We start from the raw sequence: 14,873 nt of genomic DNA on the forward strand, positions 1-14,873 counted from the left end.
CTACGCCCCTCCTCTCGCACCGGCCAGGCCCGCGGCCCTGGCTCTTTCCACCACCTGTGGCAATACATCCAGCAGAGCATCGATATCGGAACGCCGCGAGGTGTGCCCGAGGGAGAAGCGCAGCGAACCCCGCGCCTCCCGGGCCCCGACGCCCATGGCGATCAGCACATGACTCGGCGACGCCACCCCGGCCGTACACGCCGACCCCGTCGAACATTCGATCCCGGCGGCATCGAGCAGCATCAGCAGCGAATCGCCCTCACACCCGGGAAAGGTGAAATGGGCGTTACCAGGCAACCGGCGTTCGTCGTGCGGGCCGTTGAGAATCGCCTCCGGCACGGCATTGCGCACACCGGCGATCAGGGCATCACGCAGACCCGTCAGTTCGGCGGTCCGCGCCGGCATCTCCGCCACGGTCTCGCGCAGCGCCGCGGCCAGCCCGGCGGCGGCCGCCACGTCCGAGGTGCCCGACCGCAGGTCGCGTTCGTGGCCGCCGCCGTGCAGCAGCGGGACGCAGCCCACCTGCCGGCCGAGCAGCAGGACGCCCATCCCGTGCGGGCCGCCCAGCTTGTGTCCGGTGAAACTCGCCGCCGCGAGCCCGCTCGCGGCGAAATCGATGGGCAGCTGGGCCGCCGCCTGCACGGCGTCGCTGTGCATGGGTACACCGGCCGCCTGCGCGACGGCCGCGAGTTCACGGACCGGCTGGATCGCGCCGGTCTCGTTGTTCGCCCACATCACGGTCACCAGCGCGACCTCACCGGCGTGTTCGGCCAGGGCCGCGCGCAGGGCGCCGGGCGCGACGATCCCGTCGGCGTCCACCGGTAGCCACGTGACCTGCGCGCCCTCGTGCCGTTCCAGCCATTCCACCGCGTCGAGCACCGCGTGGTGTTCGGTGGACGAGGCCAGAATCCGGGTACAGCGGGGATCGGCGTCGCGGCGGGCCCAGTAGATGCCCTTGACCGCCAGATTGTCGCTCTCGGTGCCGCCGGAGGTCAGGATCACCTCGGAGGGCCGGGCGCCGAGATCCGCGGCGATCGATTCGCGCGATTCCTCCAGCCGACGTCTGGCCTCCCGGCCCGATCCGTGCAGCGAGGACGCGTTACCGACCTGCGCGAAGACAGCGGTCATCGCCTCGATGGCGGCGGGCAGCATCGGTGTGGTCGCCGCGTGATCGAGGTAGACCGTCGTGGGCACACCGCTGACAGCACCCGGGAAAGCCGACTTCATGACCGACAAAGCCTATCCCACCGTTGACCTGCACATCTTTGGGGGTTACCCCCTGCTTCCTACGATTTTTCTACGTTTTGCACCCGATTCACAACAGTGCTGGCACCGCCGACATTCCCGGATTCCCGGCCTCGGCCAGAGGACTTGATACAAGAGATACTGCCCGTCCTCGGCCAGGACCGGATGTCCCGTGTCCGAGCCAGGGCCCCGATTGAGCTCGCCGAGCGCCTACCTCTTGTGAGGGGCAGGCAGGACCTGCCTCGCCACGTGGCGTGACGACGGAATCCGGCATCGCGAGCCGCGTCGAATCGTCGACCCATCCGATCGCCGCCGCTGCCCGAAATCCTGTGCAGCAGATGGTAAAGGAGAGCGCGGTGGCATACGGCACGGTGAAATGGTTCAACGAGGACCGCGGATTCGGCTTCATCGCCGCCGCCGACGGCGGACCCGACCTCCTGATCGAACAGGACAAGAGCAGCACGGAACACGACGACGCGGCACTACATGCCGGGCAAACCGTCGAATTCGAGATCGTCGTCGTCCCGAACGGCCCGCAAGCCCGCCACATCAGGCGATCCCGCGCCATAGATTTCACCGGCCACCCGCACCGAGACCACGTGCGCGCGCGGTGATCCGAGGGGAGAAGCCCGCGGCGCGAGGTCTTCGTTCGTCGTGTGGTCTCACCGACGTGTCATGGGCAGGGGTGTTCGGCTGCGTAGTTCTCGCGCCATCGGTCGATGAGGGGCACCAGTTCGTTGAGCATGAAGGTGTAGAAGTCCTGCATCTCGTGCAGGCGCCGGGCGGTGACGGTGTCGGAGCCGGTGGCGTCGAGACCTTCCTGGGCGGAATCGCGCATGGTGGCGAGCAGGCTGTTCTGTTGTGACATCAGCGCCGCCCATGCCCCGGACCGGAACCGGTAGTGGTCGCGGCGGCTGCCCGGGGCGGGGACGCGTTCGATCAGTCCCACCGGGGTGAGGTGCTTGATCGCGGTCGATACTGCGCCCGAGCTGATCGAGAGTTCCTGGCACAGGTCGGCGGCGGTCATGGTGTCCTGCTCGGTGTAGAGGAGCGCGGTGAGCACCCTCGCAGTGGAGCGTTGCATCCCACCACCGGCCGACAGGGTCAAGGCCAGTTTCTCGGCGGCTTCGCGCAATCGCTCGTTGGTGCCCATATCCGTCAAAATATCAGAAGGATGAACCTTCAGAAGATTTACAAATCTCTGAACACTGGATACTTTCTGTTAATGGTGAAAGTAATCGAGCTGCACGGGCTCACGAAGACCTACGGCTCGGCCCGCGGGCTGGTCGAGTTGTCGCTGTCGGTGGAGCGGGGTGAGGTCTTCGGCTTTCTCGGGCCCAACGGCGCCGGGAAGTCCACCACCATCCGGCTGATGCTGGATCTGATCCGTCCCACTGCCGGCACTGCTCGGGTCCTCGGCGTGGATCCGCGTACCGATGCGGTGGCGCTGCATGCGCGGCTGGGCTATCTGGCCGGGGATTTCGTCGCACCGGGTCGTCAGCGAGTCGGTGCGGCCCTGCGGTTTCTGGCCGCGCTGAGGGGCGGAGCGGGAGCGGACCGCATCGACGGATTGTGTGAGCGGCTGGAGTTGGATCAGGGCAAACAGATCGCGGCGTTGTCGAAGGGTAACCGGCAGAAGGTCGGGTTGGTTCAGGCCTTCATGCATGAACCCGAGCTGCTCATTCTCGACGAACCGACCTCGGGCCTGGATCCGTTGGCGCAGCAGATCTTCCTGGACATGGTGGGCGAGGCGGCGGCCGGCGGGCAGACGGTGTTCATGTCCAGCCACATCATGAGCGAGGTCGAGGCCGTCGCCGACCGGGTGGCGATCATCCGGGAAGGACGCCTGGTCGCGCTCGACACCGTGGCGGGCCTGCGCGCCGACGCGGTGCGCGAGGTGGAGGTCGACTTCGCCGGCGCGGTCGAGGCCGCGGAGTTCGCGGCGGTGCCCGGGGTCACCGATGTGCAGGTCGACGGGTGCACCCTGCACTGCCGGGTGACCGGGAGCCCGGACGCACTGCTACGTGCGCTGGCCGGTCATCACGTGGCCGGGCTGCTGGTCACCGAACCAGCCCTCGAGGACCTGTTCCACAGCTACTACACCGGAGAAGCCGATGCTGCCTGACCTCTACACCCGCACCCTGGCCGATAACCGCCGTGCCCTACTGGCGTGGTCGGTCGGTATCGCCGTGGTGGGGTTGATGTATGCCGCGTTCTACCCGCAGGTGTCCGAGGGCGGGATGGCCGATACCGTGGCGAACTACCCCGAGGCGATGCGGGAAGCCCTGCGGATGCAGGACATGAGCTCCGCGGCCGGATATCTCGGGTCCACCGTGTTCGGGTTGCTGCTGCCGCTGCTGGTCACCGCTTTCGGGATCACCTTCGGCGCCCGCTTGATCGCCGGCGACGAGGAAACCGGATACCTGGCCCTGCTGCTGGCCCACCCGCTGGGCCGTATCCCGCTGGCGCTCCACCGTTTCGCCGCCCTGGCCACCGGCGCGGCCGCCATCGCGGTGCTGGTCTTCGCCGCGATGATGGCGATCCGATCCGGCGCCGACCTCGACACCGTCGGTATCGCCGGATTCGCCGGCCAATGCGTACACCTGGCGCTGCTCGGTACCACCTTCGGAGCCCTGGCCATCGGCCTGGGCGCAGCACTGGGTAGCCGCGGGGCAGCACTCGGTATCGCGGCCGGGATCGGCGTGTTCACCTACGTGGCGGGCAATCTCGCCGGTGTGATCGGCGCCGACCGGCTGAAATACCTGTCCCCGTTCCACTACTACATCGGCGGTGAACCCCTGCGCCACGGCCTGCAAGCAGGCGATGCCGCGGTCCTGCTCGCAGTCACTGTCGTTCTGCTCGCGCTCGGGTTCTGGCGCTTCGACCGCCGCGATCTCCACAACTGACCCACACCAGCCGTCCACAACGGCCATTGATGAATCGGCAACCAGCGCGACCCCATCAATGATGGGTCCGCTGCACGCAAGCGCCGAACCGCCGGTGCGGGTGGGTCCCGCACCGGCCGCCGGTCTGCCTACACCTCGTCACCGACCCCGAACCGGAGTCCGCGGCGCATGCCTAGAGCGTGTAATCGAGTATCGAGCGGGCGAGGGCGTCGCCATCCTCGAGCATCGCCATATGCCCTACTCCGCGTAAGTATCGGAGCTCGGCACCCGGCACCGCCTCGTACTGGTGTGCCGAGGCCGGGTCCCACCGGGGGTCGGAATCCCCGAATATCGCGAGTAGGGGTTTTCCGGCGGCGATGAGGCGCTCGGGCACCGTTCCCGCGGCGAGGTAGTCCATATTGGCGGAGAGAATCGCGCGGAACGCTCGATAGGTCGCCCGTCGCAGATCGGCTACCGCGGTGTCGGGCACCGTTATCGGAGCCGCCGCTGTCGCCGCCAGTCCGCGGCGGATCATGGAGTCGGTACGAATCGCCCATACGAGCGGGCCGAAAGGCGGCGAGGTGAGCACCTTGACGATCGCCGGCTCGGGCAAGAGCGCCGTGTGGCTCGGCCCGGTGCCGACCAGGACCAGCTCGGCGACCAGGTCCGGGCGACGCTCCACGAGGGCGGTAGCGACGTATCCCCCGCTGGAGTGACCGACCACCTTCAGATCCCGGAGCCCGAGTTCGTCCAATACTGCCGCCGTCTGATCCGCCTGCTGCGGAACGGCGTACGTGGACGCCGGATCGGATCGGCCGCATCCCGGAAGGTCGACCGTGATCACTCGATACGCCGTCGCGAGCGCCGGCACCACCGGCGACCACATCGAACCGGTTGCGCCCGAACCGTGGATGAGCAACAGGGGCGGTGCCGCCGGGTCTCCGTCGATGACAACGTGCACCCCCTGGACTGTCGTGTCGGCGCGTGTCCGGGTGGGGCTCGATTCGCTCATACCGGCAGCTTCGTCGAAGGGTCCTCGGACCGTCTTGTACGAATGTCGCGTCGTCGCGATCCGGCCGGCCCGGGATATGCCTGCGCCTGAGCGATCACGTTCCACCACTCCGCACCGCCGACCGCGCGCCACCCCCCGTTCCAGTCCTCTTTACCGCTACCCATTGAACGTACCGTTAATTAGCGGTACGGTCATTGGTGTATCAATAAAGCGCGACAGCGCGGGCGCTCCGACAACCCACCCCGACCGGAGCGCGACCGAGTGAGGACCACCGATGAACCGAAATCCCGAACAGCGCACCCGCCGCCTGGCCGCCCGGATCGCCGCGATCGCGGTGCTCGCCCTCACCCCCCTCGTCGCCGTCGCGGGCCCCGCCCTCGCAAGTCCCGGCGATTCCCACGATTCCGGCCACAGCTTCGGCGATAGCAACGGCTGGGACAGCAACGGCTGGGACGACAACGACTGGCAGGCCTACGACGGCGACGACTGGGGCGACGGCGACCGATTCGGCTGGGACGATCACGGCCAGTACGGCTACCGGGACCACAACCGGCAGAATTACGACGGCTGGAACGACCAGTTCAACAGCGGCCACGACGAGCGCGACGACAGCCACCCCAACCGCGGCGGCAGCCGGGGCCACGACTACGACACCCCGGTCGACTGGGATCGCGAGAATCACAGCGGCGGCGGTGGCGGCATCCCGCAGACCTGGAACAAGCCCAACCCCTATATCCCGCCGGCCCCGGCGAGCCCGTTCCCGATCCCGCAGGTACACCTGCCCGCCCTGCCACCCCTGCCGCTGCCGGGCCTGCCGCCCCTGCCCGGACTCGCGGGGCTTCCCGGCACCGGTAGCGCTCGATGACACAAATAAGTTGCCGTTATACAGCGGCCCATAGATTAGCGATTCGCCATAACGCGCGAAACGGCCGGATCCGAAATCTCGGATCCGGCCGTCCACACCGCTCAGGCAGGTACCGCCGCGGCGCTCAGCTGCCGGCCCGCCGCGGCCAGCACGGCGTGCGCGGCGTCGGACAACTCCTCCTGCCGCACCGCGCGCTCACAGCGCCGCGCGAGATCCTTGCGATCCGTTCCCGCCGCTTCGACCGGAGCCAGTACGACCTCCGCCGTGAGCCCACGTGCCCGCAGCACCCGGGCGATCGAGCCGACCAGCGTATCGTCGCCGACGAAACCGGGAATCGTGCTGCGATCCCCGTGCGCGTCCAGATAGCGCAACCGCACCGGCTGCACGGGTACTCCGGTGTTCACCGCGGCCTGGAACAGCGCGGGACGAAGGGTGCCGTACGCGCGACCACACCAGGTGGTGCCCTCGGGGAAGAAACCGATCCGCTCGCCCGCCGCCAGCCGGGCTCCCACCCGGTCCACCACCGCGGGGAGCTCGCGCAGCCGCTCTCGTTCGATCGGCACCACGCGCATCACCCGGGCCAGCCGGCCGAGCACCGGCCAGTCGATCAGATCGGCGCGGGCCACGAACGCCAGCGGCTGTACCGCGGCGAGGACGACGATATCCGCCCATCCGATATGCCCGCAGGCGACCAGGACCGGGGTATCCGGTTCCGCGAACCGGGGCCGTGCGGCGACGGTCCCGCCGCGCCGGTCCACCACCCGCAGCCGGATACCGCAGGCCCGCAGCAGGGTATGCGCGAACCGCCGCTGCACACCCGAACGCCGCGCGGGCGGCGTCACGAGATGGGCGAACGGATACGCCAGGAATACCGAGATCGCGGCGGCGGCGCGGAACCCGGCCCGGATCACCCCGATCTCGGGGCGGTGCTGGACGCAACCGGTCCCGCACGGGCTCGCCGGCATCCACGCGTGCCCGGCCGGTAAGGCGGCCGGCTCCACCACGGTCGTCACCGCGCACCGCCGAAATTGGCGGCCGCGCCGCGCAACCGGTCCAGGTACCGGGTGTTGATGGTGTCCAGGCCCAGCAGCACCACGAAATCGGCGACGCCGAAATCCGGGTCGTGGGCCGGCTCCCCGCAGATCTCCGCGCCCAGGCGCAGATAGCCGTTCAGCAGCGGCGGCAGTTTCGGCCGGGCCGGCGCGGGCAGTTCGTCGAGCGGCATCCCGTCCACCACCACGGGCCGGTAGGGCCGCACCCGCTTTCCGGGATCGCAGGCGTGCTTGCCGAGCAGGAAATCGCGGACGCCGCGGACGTTCACACCGGCGGGGTCCTCGGGGTTGTTGCGCATCGGCACCGACGCGCAGCCCATCACCCAGTCGTAACCGGTGAGCTGGATGTAGTGCAGGATTCCCGCCCACATGAGGGTGAGCACCGACCCGTTGCGATGCTCGGGAACGACGCACGCCCGCCCCATCTCCACGATCCGCATCCCGTGCGGATCCAGCCGCGTCAGATCGAATTCGGTGGCGGTGTAGTACCCGCCCGCCGCCGCGACCTTGTCCGGCGGCAACATCCGGTAGCAGCCCACGAACTCGCCGGAGACCTCGTCGCGTACCAGCATATGGTCGCAGTGCTCGTCGAAGCGGTCCGCGTCCAGACCGGTACCGGCGTCGGGAATCGTGAAGCCGGGCTCACTGGCGAAAACGTTGTACCGCAACCGCTGCGCCGCGATGCGATGGTCGGAATCGGAGGAGACGATCAGTGCGTATCGGGACCGGTGATCCTCGCTGCCGGCCGGCCGGGCCGGCGCTGTCAGCACGGACGTAATAGCCATAAGGCCTAGGAGGCCAGTCCGACACGGCGGTGGAGCAACCGCCGAGTGTCGGCCGCATGCCGGTTCGGTTAACGAGACCTTCATCACACCCGGCGTTCACCGCCGGGTTTCCGGCCGTTCGTCCGAACTGCGCTTATGCACTCGGAGTTCGGCCGGAATCCATCTCCGGCGGCTACGCGACGAAGCGCTCGGGTTCCCGGATCCGGTCGCGCCGCTGCTCGTCGACCTCCTCGAACCCGGGCCGCCCGGTTCCGATGAAGGCCACCAGCCACGACAGGACCGCGGCGAAGCGGTTCCGGAAGCCGACCAGATAGAACAGGTGCACGGCCAGCCAGATGAACCACGCGAACACACCCTTGAACGTGATGCGCTCGTTCAGTTTGGTGACCGCGCTGAACCGGCTGATCACCGCCATGCTGCCCTTGTCCCAGTACACGAACGGCGTACCCGGGTGCTTGTCGCGGCTGATGATATCGGCGGCGTGCCGGCCCTCCTGCATGGCCACCGGCGACTGACCGGGGTAGCCGTTGAGCGAGGTCATATCGCCGATCGCGTAGATATCGGCGTAACCGCCGACGGTGAGATCCGGGTTGATCAGCAACCGGCCGGCCCGGTCGGTCTCGCATCCGGTCGCCTCGGCCAGCAGTTTCGCGAAACCACCGGCCTGCACACCGGCCGACCAGACGATGGTCTCGGCCTCGATGCTCCGCTCGGCGCCGTCCTTGTCCTTCACGGTGACCTCGCCGTCGGCGATATCGGTGACGAAGGTGCCCAGCAGCACCTCGACACCGCTGCGGTTCAGCGTCTTCTTCGCGTATTCCGACAGACCCCCGCCGAAGGGCGGCAGCACCGCGCCCGCGCCCTCGACCAGGCTCACCGAGACGTCCTGGTGGAAGTGCCGCTTGGCCAGTTCCTTCAGCTGGCCCGCGACCTCGACACCGGTCGCGCCGGCGCCCACGACCACGAACGAGAGCAGACGGCGGCGGGTCTCCTCGTCGGCGCCCGAGGCCTCCCGGAACACCCGCTCGATCTGGGCGCGGAGCAGCTTGGCGTCGTCGATGGTCTTCAGCGAATAGGTTTTGTCGGCGAAGTCGTCGCGGCCGAAATACGACTGGCTGGCGCCGGTCGCCGCGATCAGCGATCCGTAGCGGATCCGGCGCGCGCCCTCGGGGGTGCGGTAGGTGAGGATCGCCGCGTCCGGTTCGATGGCGGTGACCTCACCGAGGCGCACATCGGCCTCCTCGTGACGGCGCAGGATGTTCGCGATCGGGGGCGCGATCTCCTCGGACGCCAACACCCCGGTGGCGACCTGATACAGCAGCGGCTGGAACAGGTGTTCCGGCGTGCTCGAGATCAGGACATAATCGACTCCGGCCTTGGCCAGTTGTTTGGCCGCGGCCAAACCTCCGAAACCCGATCCGATGATCACCACATCCGCGTATTCGACCCCTGCGCCGATACCGGTGACGTTCTGCATGACAGCCTCCTTCACTCATTAGGAACCGTCATCCAGATCCAAGATATTTCAAGGTTCAGGGCGCATAATTGAGATGACTCTTATCTGTTCTGGTCATGAATGGAGGTCCGGGTGGAGCTTCGGCAGCTCACGTACTTCGTCGCGGTGTGCGAGGAGCTCAGTTTCAGCAGGGCGGCGGCCCGCTGTTTCATCTCGCAGTCGGCGATCAGTCATCAGATCGCCCGGCTCGAACACGACCTCGGTGTGCAGCTCTTCGAGCGCTCTACCCGATCGGTCGTCCCCACCGACGCGAGCACAAGATTACTACCGCTCGCCAAGCAGATGCTAGGTCTGGAATCGGCCATCCGCGCCTCCATTCGTACCACCGGCCCGCGCATCCGGCTCACCGCGAATATGTCGTTCGCCACCCGGTCGCTGTCGGCCATCGCGGGGGCCCGCGAAACCCATCCCGGCGCGGAGATCGAATTCGTCATCAAACCGTTCCGGCAACGGGTGGCCGCCGTCGCCGACGGGGACTGCGATCTGGCCCTCATCCGCGGCAGTGTGCAGCAGGCGGGCATGGTGGTCGAGCAGCTGTGGGTGGAGGATCTCACCCTCGCCACCGCACCGTCGCACCCGCTGGCCGGGCGCACCGATGTCACCCTGCCGGAGCTCAGCGACTACCCGCTGCTGCTGCCTCCGGAATCCGAGCAGGTCCTCATCCACAATGTCATCCGCGCCGCCTTCGCCGATCTCCCCAGCGGTCCCACCTACGGCCCGCCCATCCCGCCGGACCATACGGCCACGATGGAACTGATCAATCACCCCGACGCCTGGACCGCGCTCTACGCGAACAGTTCCACCGAGGGCATCGCCACCCTGCAGCTGGCCGACCACCACCTGCGTATCCCGGTATGCGCGGTACTGCGCGCCGACACCCGCCGCACTCCCATCCTCACCGCGCTGTTGAACGGTTTGCGCGACATATAGCCGGATGGCCGGTTCCGCCCGGCGCACCGGCGTGGTGGTCAGCTGTACTGCCGCTGGATGCCGGCGGCGAGTTCACGCAGCAGGGTCCGGGCCTCCGGCGGGGCCAGCACCGTCAGATGGCCCGCGAACTGCAGCAGTTGCCGGGTGTCGTCGAGTACCCGGCAGGCGATGGTCACCCGGACCCGGTGATCCGCGACGGTGTCGTGCACGGTCAACCGGGTACCGAGAATGCGGGCGGCGCGATCCAGCTGCCGGGTGTCCAGTTCGGCGTGCACCGTGAGATCACCGGCGGTTTCCCAGCGCGCGGTCAATTGCGCGGCGACGGTGTGCAGGGTGGCTCCGGCCCGCAGGCGTCGCGGCAACCGTAGCGCCCGCCACCGGGCGATCCGGTCGAGCAGGAACAGCCGCGGCGTCTCCCGCTCGTCGGCCACCAGGTACCAGCGCCCCGATTTCGCCAGCAACCCGTACGGATCGGTCACCCGCCACACCGGCTCACGCTCGTCCGACCGGCGATAGAGCACCCGCAGCCGCACCCCGCGGCGCAGGTCGCCCACCAGTTCGGCCGGTGCGACGCCGTCACCGTCCGCGGCGAACCACGGCCGGTTGTCGGTGACCACGAGACCGCTGAGCGGCAGCAGCCCGGCGGTGCCCGGCTTCGCGGGCGCGACCTTGCGGCGGGCCCGATCGCTGTCCGCGGTCGCGCCGAGATCGTCGCGCTGCTGATCGTCGAGCCCGGCCAGGACCAGGTGGTCACGATCACCCGGGGTGAGGCGGGAGGTGTCGAGGGCGCCACCCGGAAGCAATGTCACCCCGCCGCCGCGCCCCTGCCGGGCATGCACCGGGAACCCCGCCTCCTGCAGCCAGTTCAGATCCCGCAGCACGGTCCGCTCCGAGACTCCCAGCTCATCGGCGAGTGCCGGAGCGGTGGTGACCGGGCGTGACTGCAGCGCCAGCAGCAGTCCGAAGAAGCGATCGGGAGTCATATCCGAAGAATCTCAGAAAAACCTGACGGATTCCGTCGGGTTTGCCGGATACAACCGGGGTCGTCCGCTTCTACGAAAGGAAACAGCACATGCCCGCCCCCGATATGTTCATCGTCTACGTCGCCGACGTTCCGGCCGCGGCCCGGTTCTACGGGGATCTGTTCGAGATGACTCCCGTCTTCGAAACTCCCGGATTCGTCGCCTTCGGCCTGGGCGGCGGGGTCCAGCTGGCGCTGTGGCGCTCGCCGGCGGCAGATCTCGCCACCACACCCCGGACCAGCGAACTGTGCCTGACGCTGGCCGGCGATTCGGCGGTGATCGACGCCCGGTTCGCGGACTGGAAGGGCCGCGGCGTCACCGTTGTCTCCGAACCCGAGGACGCGGTGTTCGGCCGCACGTTCGTCGTCGCCGACCCCGACGGCAACCTGATTCGGGTGGCGCCGGTGGACTGATCCCGGAGCGCGAAACCCCGGCGGCCGGGCAGTGGCCGCCGGGGCGTTCGATGGCGGCACCGGTTCACCCGCGGTGCCCCATCTACCGGCCCGAGCGGCGAGGGACCCTCTCGGACCGGTACGTTCGGGCCGCCTTCCGGCGGCGGTCGCTACCGGCGCTGCTGCCGCAGCACGGCTCCTTCCGGCACCGCCTGTACCTGGCCGTTCTTCAGGATGATCACCCCCGGGCTTCCCGGCGGCAGCTGATATCCGGGGAGGTACCGGTCGATGTTCTCGCGCAGGATCACCCGGTCGATATCGGTGCGCTCCTGGCCGTTGATGACGATCTTCTTCTCACCCGGGCCCGGGTCGGCCCCGGCCGCGCCCGCACCCGTCACCGCCGCACCCACGACACCCGCACCGCACATCACCGCTACCAGAGCTCTACTCGCCGGTTTCAGCTTCACCATGGGAACTCCTTGTCGCACTGCGTTTTTCGCCGATCCGCTCGATCGGCTCTCCGACATCAGTGACGCTATCCGGGTTCGCTGTGCCCGCCCTGCGAGCCGAGCTGGGAGTCCGCTGGGAACATCCGGCCGTTCCTGGGAACGTGCGACCGCACCCTCCCCGCATGACCCCCGGTACCGGAGGTGGTCAGCCGCAGCAGAAGGGGTCGTCGCAGGGCCGGCCCACTTCACTGCCGTAGGTGCCCAGATGCCGGATCGGCGCCAGGACCGCCTCGGCGGTGCCGGGGTCCAGTGGCGCCGTCACCGCGCTGGGCCGGCCCCAGTTCGGCGGGGCCTGGTCCACGTCGTAGCGGGCCACACCGTCGACGAACAGGGTCCACAGACTGTGGTCGGGGAACGGGTTCATCCGCAGCACCCACCACCGGCCTTCCACCAGTGCGGCGACCGGGAACCTACCGTTGCCGGTGCGCTTCCACACCGGCCGTTCGAACGCCTCAGGCGCGACCACGACACTGCACCATTCCGACCTCCTGGACAGATGACCACGGGCACGTGATTCTCCCCCGCCGCCGCGGTCCGCGTGGGTCGGTCCGGGGTACCGAACGATTCCGGAATCGTGTCGGTCCGGTCGCGGGCCGCCCGTGCCATGTCCGGGTGGATGACCTCGGCCACCCGGTCCGGAGGCAATGCCTCTTCGCCGACTCAGCTACGACACCGCCGGAACCCCGCCGGACGCGGCCGTCTCCAATCGCGCGACCGCGTCCGCGGGCAGTTCCACCTGCCACGCTCCGAGGTTCGCCGCGAGCTGCTCGGCGCTGTCGACTCCCACGATCGGCAGGACGGACGGCGAGCGGTGCCGGGTCCAGGCCAGCGCCACCTGCGCCGGGGGAACCCCGAGGTCCCCGGCGACCTCCGCCACCGCCGCGGCCGCGGCCTGCCCGCGCGGGCCGGCCTCCGGCGCGTCGGTGGCCCCGGCCAGTACCCCGTGCTCCAGTGGCGACGACACCGTCACGCTCACCCCGAATGCCTCGGCCATGGGCAGCATTTCGCGTTCGATCTCGCGGCGCAGCAGGTTGTAGGGAGCCTGTACGCCCGAGAACGGTGTCCAGCCCTGGCATTCGGCCAGCGTGTTGGCCTGCGCCACCGTCCAGGCCGGAGCATCGATGATCCCGGTGTGCAGAACCTTGCCGCAGCCCACCACGTCGTCGAGCGCCTGCAGCGTTTCCTCGATGGGTGTACCGGGATCCGCGACGTCCACCCAGAAGACGTCCACATAGTCGGTGCGCAGCCGCCGCAGGCTCCGTTCCAGCGACAGGATCAGGCTTTTGCGATGACCGCCCACGGTCCCGGCGTCGGCGGGGTCGGGCGTGAGGGTATGTCTGGTCCCCAGGACGAACCGATCCCGCTTGCGTACGACTTCACCCAGCATTTCCTCACTGGAATCCTGGGCCCAGGCGGTATCGACGAAATTCCCTCCGGCTTCGCCGAAGATGTCCAGGATCCGCCGGTACTCGTCTTTGTTCCGGATCGCCGTCGTACCCAGCACGAACTCGGAGACCCGCAGCCCGGTCCGCCCGAAAGGTCGGTATCGCATCACCCTGCAGTCTTACCGCACAAGCCCGGCGCCCGCTCCGCACGGACCGGGGCGCGGGCGGCGCCCGGTGGACACCTGCGCCGCCGCGCCGGGCCTCAGCGAGTATCGACTCGATCCACAACTGTGCCGTAGACGTGCGGTGACACGTCACATTGCGCGATGAACTCCTGTGGGAAACCCGGCTCGAACGGAACCGCGGCCTCCAACCGGGCCACGGCCTGGGCGGGCAACTCCACCTGTCCGGCAGCCAGATTCGCCGCGAGCTGCGCCGCGCTGCTCACCCCGACGATCGGCAGCACCGCCGGCGAGCGGTATCGGGTCCACGCCAGCGCGACCTGCGCCGCGGTGACCCCGAGTTCCGCCGCCACCTCCGCGACGGCGGCGGCCCCGGCGCGCTCCCGCTCACCGAACGTCTCCGGGTCCGCCCGCCTGCCCGCGGACCCCGACAGCACCCCCTGGGCCATGGGCGCCCATACCGTCACGCTCATCCCGAAGGCCTCCGCCATCGGCAGCAGTTCCCGCTCTATGTCACGTCGCAGCAGGTTGTACGGCACCTGCAGGCCCGAGAAGGGCACGGTACCGCGGAACTGCGCGATCATATTGGCCTGCGCCACGATCCACGCCGGTGCGTCCGAGATCCCCACGTACAACACCTTCCCCGACCGCACCGCGTCGTCGAGTGCCCGCATGGTCTCCTCGATCGGCGTATGCCGGTCCCAGACGTGCACCCAGTAGATATCGACGTAGTCGGTGCGCAGCCGCCGCAGACTCCGTTCGAGGGACAGCGTCATGTTCTTGCGGTGGTTGCCCGCGGCATTGGGATCGGCCGGATCGCGGCTGAGCGTGTACTTCGTGCCGATCACGAACCGATCCCGCTCCCGCAGCACCTCCCCCAGCATCTCCTCGCTCGCCCCGTACGCGGACGCCGTATCGACGAAGTTCCCCCCGGCCTCGGCGAAAACCTCCAGTATCCGCCGATATTCGTCCTTGTCCCCGATCGCCATCGTGCCCAGCACGAATTCCGACACCCGCAACCCGGTCCGCCCGAACAGTCGGTATCGCATCACCCCGCCAGTCTCGCAGGCCCGGTCGTCGCCGGGTTGTCCGC

Annotated in this window: 17 protein-coding genes; 6 read left to right on the forward strand and 11 right to left on the reverse strand. The window is 68.7% G+C overall.

Translation table 11 applies throughout. The annotated features are described in order from the left end of the window. Complete coding sequence (locus tag ACZ6SF_RS25450) at window positions 1-1,227, reverse strand: cysteine desulfurase family protein (RefSeq protein ID WP_466065121.1); 1,227 nt, start codon at window positions 1,225-1,227, stop codon at window positions 1-3. Window positions 1,228-1,499: 272 nt separating this feature from the next. Between ACZ6SF_RS25450 and ACZ6SF_RS25455 the strand changes: the two genes are divergently transcribed. Continuing rightward, complete coding sequence (locus ACZ6SF_RS25455; protein ID WP_466065122.1) at window positions 1,500-1,859, forward strand: cold shock domain-containing protein; 360 nt, start codon at window positions 1,500-1,502, stop codon at window positions 1,857-1,859. A gap of 59 nt (window positions 1,860-1,918) precedes the next feature. Here ACZ6SF_RS25455 and ACZ6SF_RS25460 read toward each other — a convergent pair whose 3' ends face one another. Continuing rightward, the gene (locus tag ACZ6SF_RS25460) at window positions 1,919-2,398 is read right to left on the reverse strand and encodes a GbsR/MarR family transcriptional regulator (protein ID WP_466065124.1); all 480 of its coding nucleotides are present in this window, start codon (window positions 2,396-2,398) and stop codon (window positions 1,919-1,921) included. 72 nt (window positions 2,399-2,470) lie between these two features. Between ACZ6SF_RS25460 and ACZ6SF_RS25465 the strand changes: the two genes are divergently transcribed. Then, window positions 2,471-3,370 carry an ABC transporter ATP-binding protein gene (locus ACZ6SF_RS25465; protein WP_466065125.1) on the forward strand — a complete coding sequence of 300 codons (900 nt, stop codon included), beginning with the start codon at window positions 2,471-2,473 and terminating at the stop codon, window positions 3,368-3,370. Further along, entirely contained in the window at window positions 3,360-4,151 is a 792-nt protein-coding gene (locus tag ACZ6SF_RS25470) for an ABC transporter permease subunit (protein WP_466065126.1), read from the forward strand. Before ACZ6SF_RS25465 ends, ACZ6SF_RS25470 begins: the two co-directional genes overlap by 11 nt. Before the next feature lie 172 nt (window positions 4,152-4,323). Here the strand turns inward: ACZ6SF_RS25470 and ACZ6SF_RS25475 are convergent, their stop codons facing one another. Further along, window positions 4,324-5,142, reverse strand: a complete 819-nt coding sequence (locus ACZ6SF_RS25475) for an alpha/beta fold hydrolase (RefSeq protein WP_466065127.1) — start codon at window positions 5,140-5,142, stop codon at window positions 4,324-4,326. A 274-nt stretch (window positions 5,143-5,416) separates the two neighbouring features. On the opposite strand from ACZ6SF_RS25475, the gene ACZ6SF_RS25480 reads away from it, so the two are divergent. Further along, window positions 5,417-6,007 (forward strand): hypothetical protein, encoded by a 591-nt coding sequence (locus tag ACZ6SF_RS25480; RefSeq protein WP_466065129.1) that lies wholly within the window; start codon window positions 5,417-5,419, stop codon window positions 6,005-6,007. Between the two features lie 101 nt (window positions 6,008-6,108). Here the strand turns inward: ACZ6SF_RS25480 and ACZ6SF_RS25485 are convergent, their stop codons facing one another. From ACZ6SF_RS25485 to ACZ6SF_RS25495, 3 genes are all read right to left on the reverse strand, one after another. Next, complete coding sequence (locus ACZ6SF_RS25485) at window positions 6,109-7,020, reverse strand: lysophospholipid acyltransferase family protein (RefSeq protein WP_466065131.1); 912 nt, start codon at window positions 7,018-7,020, stop codon at window positions 6,109-6,111. Then, window positions 7,017-7,844, reverse strand: coding sequence for a GNAT family N-acetyltransferase (locus tag ACZ6SF_RS25490; RefSeq protein WP_466065132.1), 828 nt, complete (start codon window positions 7,842-7,844; stop codon window positions 7,017-7,019). Before ACZ6SF_RS25490 ends, ACZ6SF_RS25485 begins: the two co-directional genes overlap by 4 nt. A 172-nt stretch (window positions 7,845-8,016) precedes the next feature. Continuing rightward, window positions 8,017-9,321 carry an NAD(P)/FAD-dependent oxidoreductase gene (locus ACZ6SF_RS25495; RefSeq protein ID WP_466065133.1) on the reverse strand — a complete coding sequence of 435 codons (1,305 nt, stop codon included), beginning with the start codon at window positions 9,319-9,321 and terminating at the stop codon, window positions 8,017-8,019. A gap of 111 nt (window positions 9,322-9,432) precedes the next feature. Between ACZ6SF_RS25495 and ACZ6SF_RS25500 the strand changes: the two genes are divergently transcribed. Further along, a complete protein-coding gene (locus ACZ6SF_RS25500; protein WP_466065135.1) occupies window positions 9,433-10,290 on the forward strand; it encodes a LysR family transcriptional regulator in 858 nt (285 codons plus the stop codon). A gap of 38 nt (window positions 10,291-10,328) precedes the next feature. On the opposite strand, the gene ACZ6SF_RS25505 is transcribed toward ACZ6SF_RS25500, so the two are convergent. Then, entirely contained in the window at window positions 10,329-11,273 is a 945-nt protein-coding gene (locus tag ACZ6SF_RS25505; protein WP_466065136.1) for a helix-turn-helix transcriptional regulator, read from the reverse strand. A gap of 89 nt (window positions 11,274-11,362) precedes the next feature. Here ACZ6SF_RS25505 and ACZ6SF_RS25510 point away from each other — a divergent pair, with 89 nt between their 5' ends. Further along, window positions 11,363-11,725, forward strand: coding sequence for a VOC family protein (locus ACZ6SF_RS25510; RefSeq protein WP_466065137.1), 363 nt, complete (start codon window positions 11,363-11,365; stop codon window positions 11,723-11,725). A gap of 149 nt (window positions 11,726-11,874) precedes the next feature. On the opposite strand, the gene ACZ6SF_RS25515 is transcribed toward ACZ6SF_RS25510, so the two are convergent. From ACZ6SF_RS25515 to ACZ6SF_RS25530, 4 genes are all read right to left on the reverse strand, one after another. Then, window positions 11,875-12,174: a hypothetical protein gene (locus ACZ6SF_RS25515; protein WP_466065138.1), complete on the reverse strand. Its 300-nt coding sequence runs from the start codon at window positions 12,172-12,174 to the stop codon at window positions 11,875-11,877. Between the two features lie 184 nt (window positions 12,175-12,358). Then, window positions 12,359-12,679 (reverse strand): hypothetical protein, encoded by a 321-nt coding sequence (locus ACZ6SF_RS25520; RefSeq protein ID WP_466065139.1) that lies wholly within the window; start codon window positions 12,677-12,679, stop codon window positions 12,359-12,361. A gap of 198 nt (window positions 12,680-12,877) precedes the next feature. Beyond that, window positions 12,878-13,765 carry an aldo/keto reductase gene (locus tag ACZ6SF_RS25525; RefSeq protein WP_466065141.1) on the reverse strand — a complete coding sequence of 296 codons (888 nt, stop codon included), beginning with the start codon at window positions 13,763-13,765 and terminating at the stop codon, window positions 12,878-12,880. A gap of 95 nt (window positions 13,766-13,860) precedes the next feature. Then, complete coding sequence (locus tag ACZ6SF_RS25530; protein ID WP_466065561.1) at window positions 13,861-14,829, reverse strand: aldo/keto reductase; 969 nt, start codon at window positions 14,827-14,829, stop codon at window positions 13,861-13,863. Window positions 14,830-14,873: the final 44 nt, after the last annotated feature.

This window comes from Nocardia sp. NPDC049935, assembly GCF_055586645.1.

Bases quoted from the DNA above. Each gene is read 5' to 3' on its own strand.
- ACZ6SF_RS25450 (WP_466065121.1), bottom strand. From the start codon at position 1,227: ATGAAGTCGGCTTTCCCGGGTGCTGTCAGCGGTGTGCCCACGACGGTC.
- ACZ6SF_RS25460 (WP_466065124.1), bottom strand. From the start codon at position 2,398: ATGGGCACCAACGAGCGATTGCGCGAAGCCGCCGAGAAACTGGCCTTG.
- ACZ6SF_RS25465 (WP_466065125.1), top strand. From the start codon at position 2,471: ATGGTGAAAGTAATCGAGCTGCACGGGCTCACGAAGACCTACGGCTCG.
- ACZ6SF_RS25470 (WP_466065126.1), top strand. From the start codon at position 3,360: ATGCTGCCTGACCTCTACACCCGCACCCTGGCCGATAACCGCCGTGCC.
- ACZ6SF_RS25475 (WP_466065127.1), bottom strand. From the start codon at position 5,142: ATGAGCGAATCGAGCCCCACCCGGACACGCGCCGACACGACAGTCCAG.
- ACZ6SF_RS25480 (WP_466065129.1), top strand. From the start codon at position 5,417: ATGAACCGAAATCCCGAACAGCGCACCCGCCGCCTGGCCGCCCGGATC.
- ACZ6SF_RS25490 (WP_466065132.1), bottom strand. From the start codon at position 7,844: ATGGCTATTACGTCCGTGCTGACAGCGCCGGCCCGGCCGGCCGGCAGC.
- ACZ6SF_RS25495 (WP_466065133.1), bottom strand. From the start codon at position 9,321: ATGCAGAACGTCACCGGTATCGGCGCAGGGGTCGAATACGCGGATGTG.
- ACZ6SF_RS25505 (WP_466065136.1), bottom strand. From the start codon at position 11,273: ATGACTCCCGATCGCTTCTTCGGACTGCTGCTGGCGCTGCAGTCACGC.
- ACZ6SF_RS25510 (WP_466065137.1), top strand. From the start codon at position 11,363: ATGCCCGCCCCCGATATGTTCATCGTCTACGTCGCCGACGTTCCGGCC.
- ACZ6SF_RS25515 (WP_466065138.1), bottom strand. From the start codon at position 12,174: ATGGTGAAGCTGAAACCGGCGAGTAGAGCTCTGGTAGCGGTGATGTGC.
- ACZ6SF_RS25525 (WP_466065141.1), bottom strand. From the start codon at position 13,765: ATGCGATACCGACCTTTCGGGCGGACCGGGCTGCGGGTCTCCGAGTTC.
- ACZ6SF_RS25530 (WP_466065561.1), bottom strand. From the start codon at position 14,829: ATGCGATACCGACTGTTCGGGCGGACCGGGTTGCGGGTGTCGGAATTC.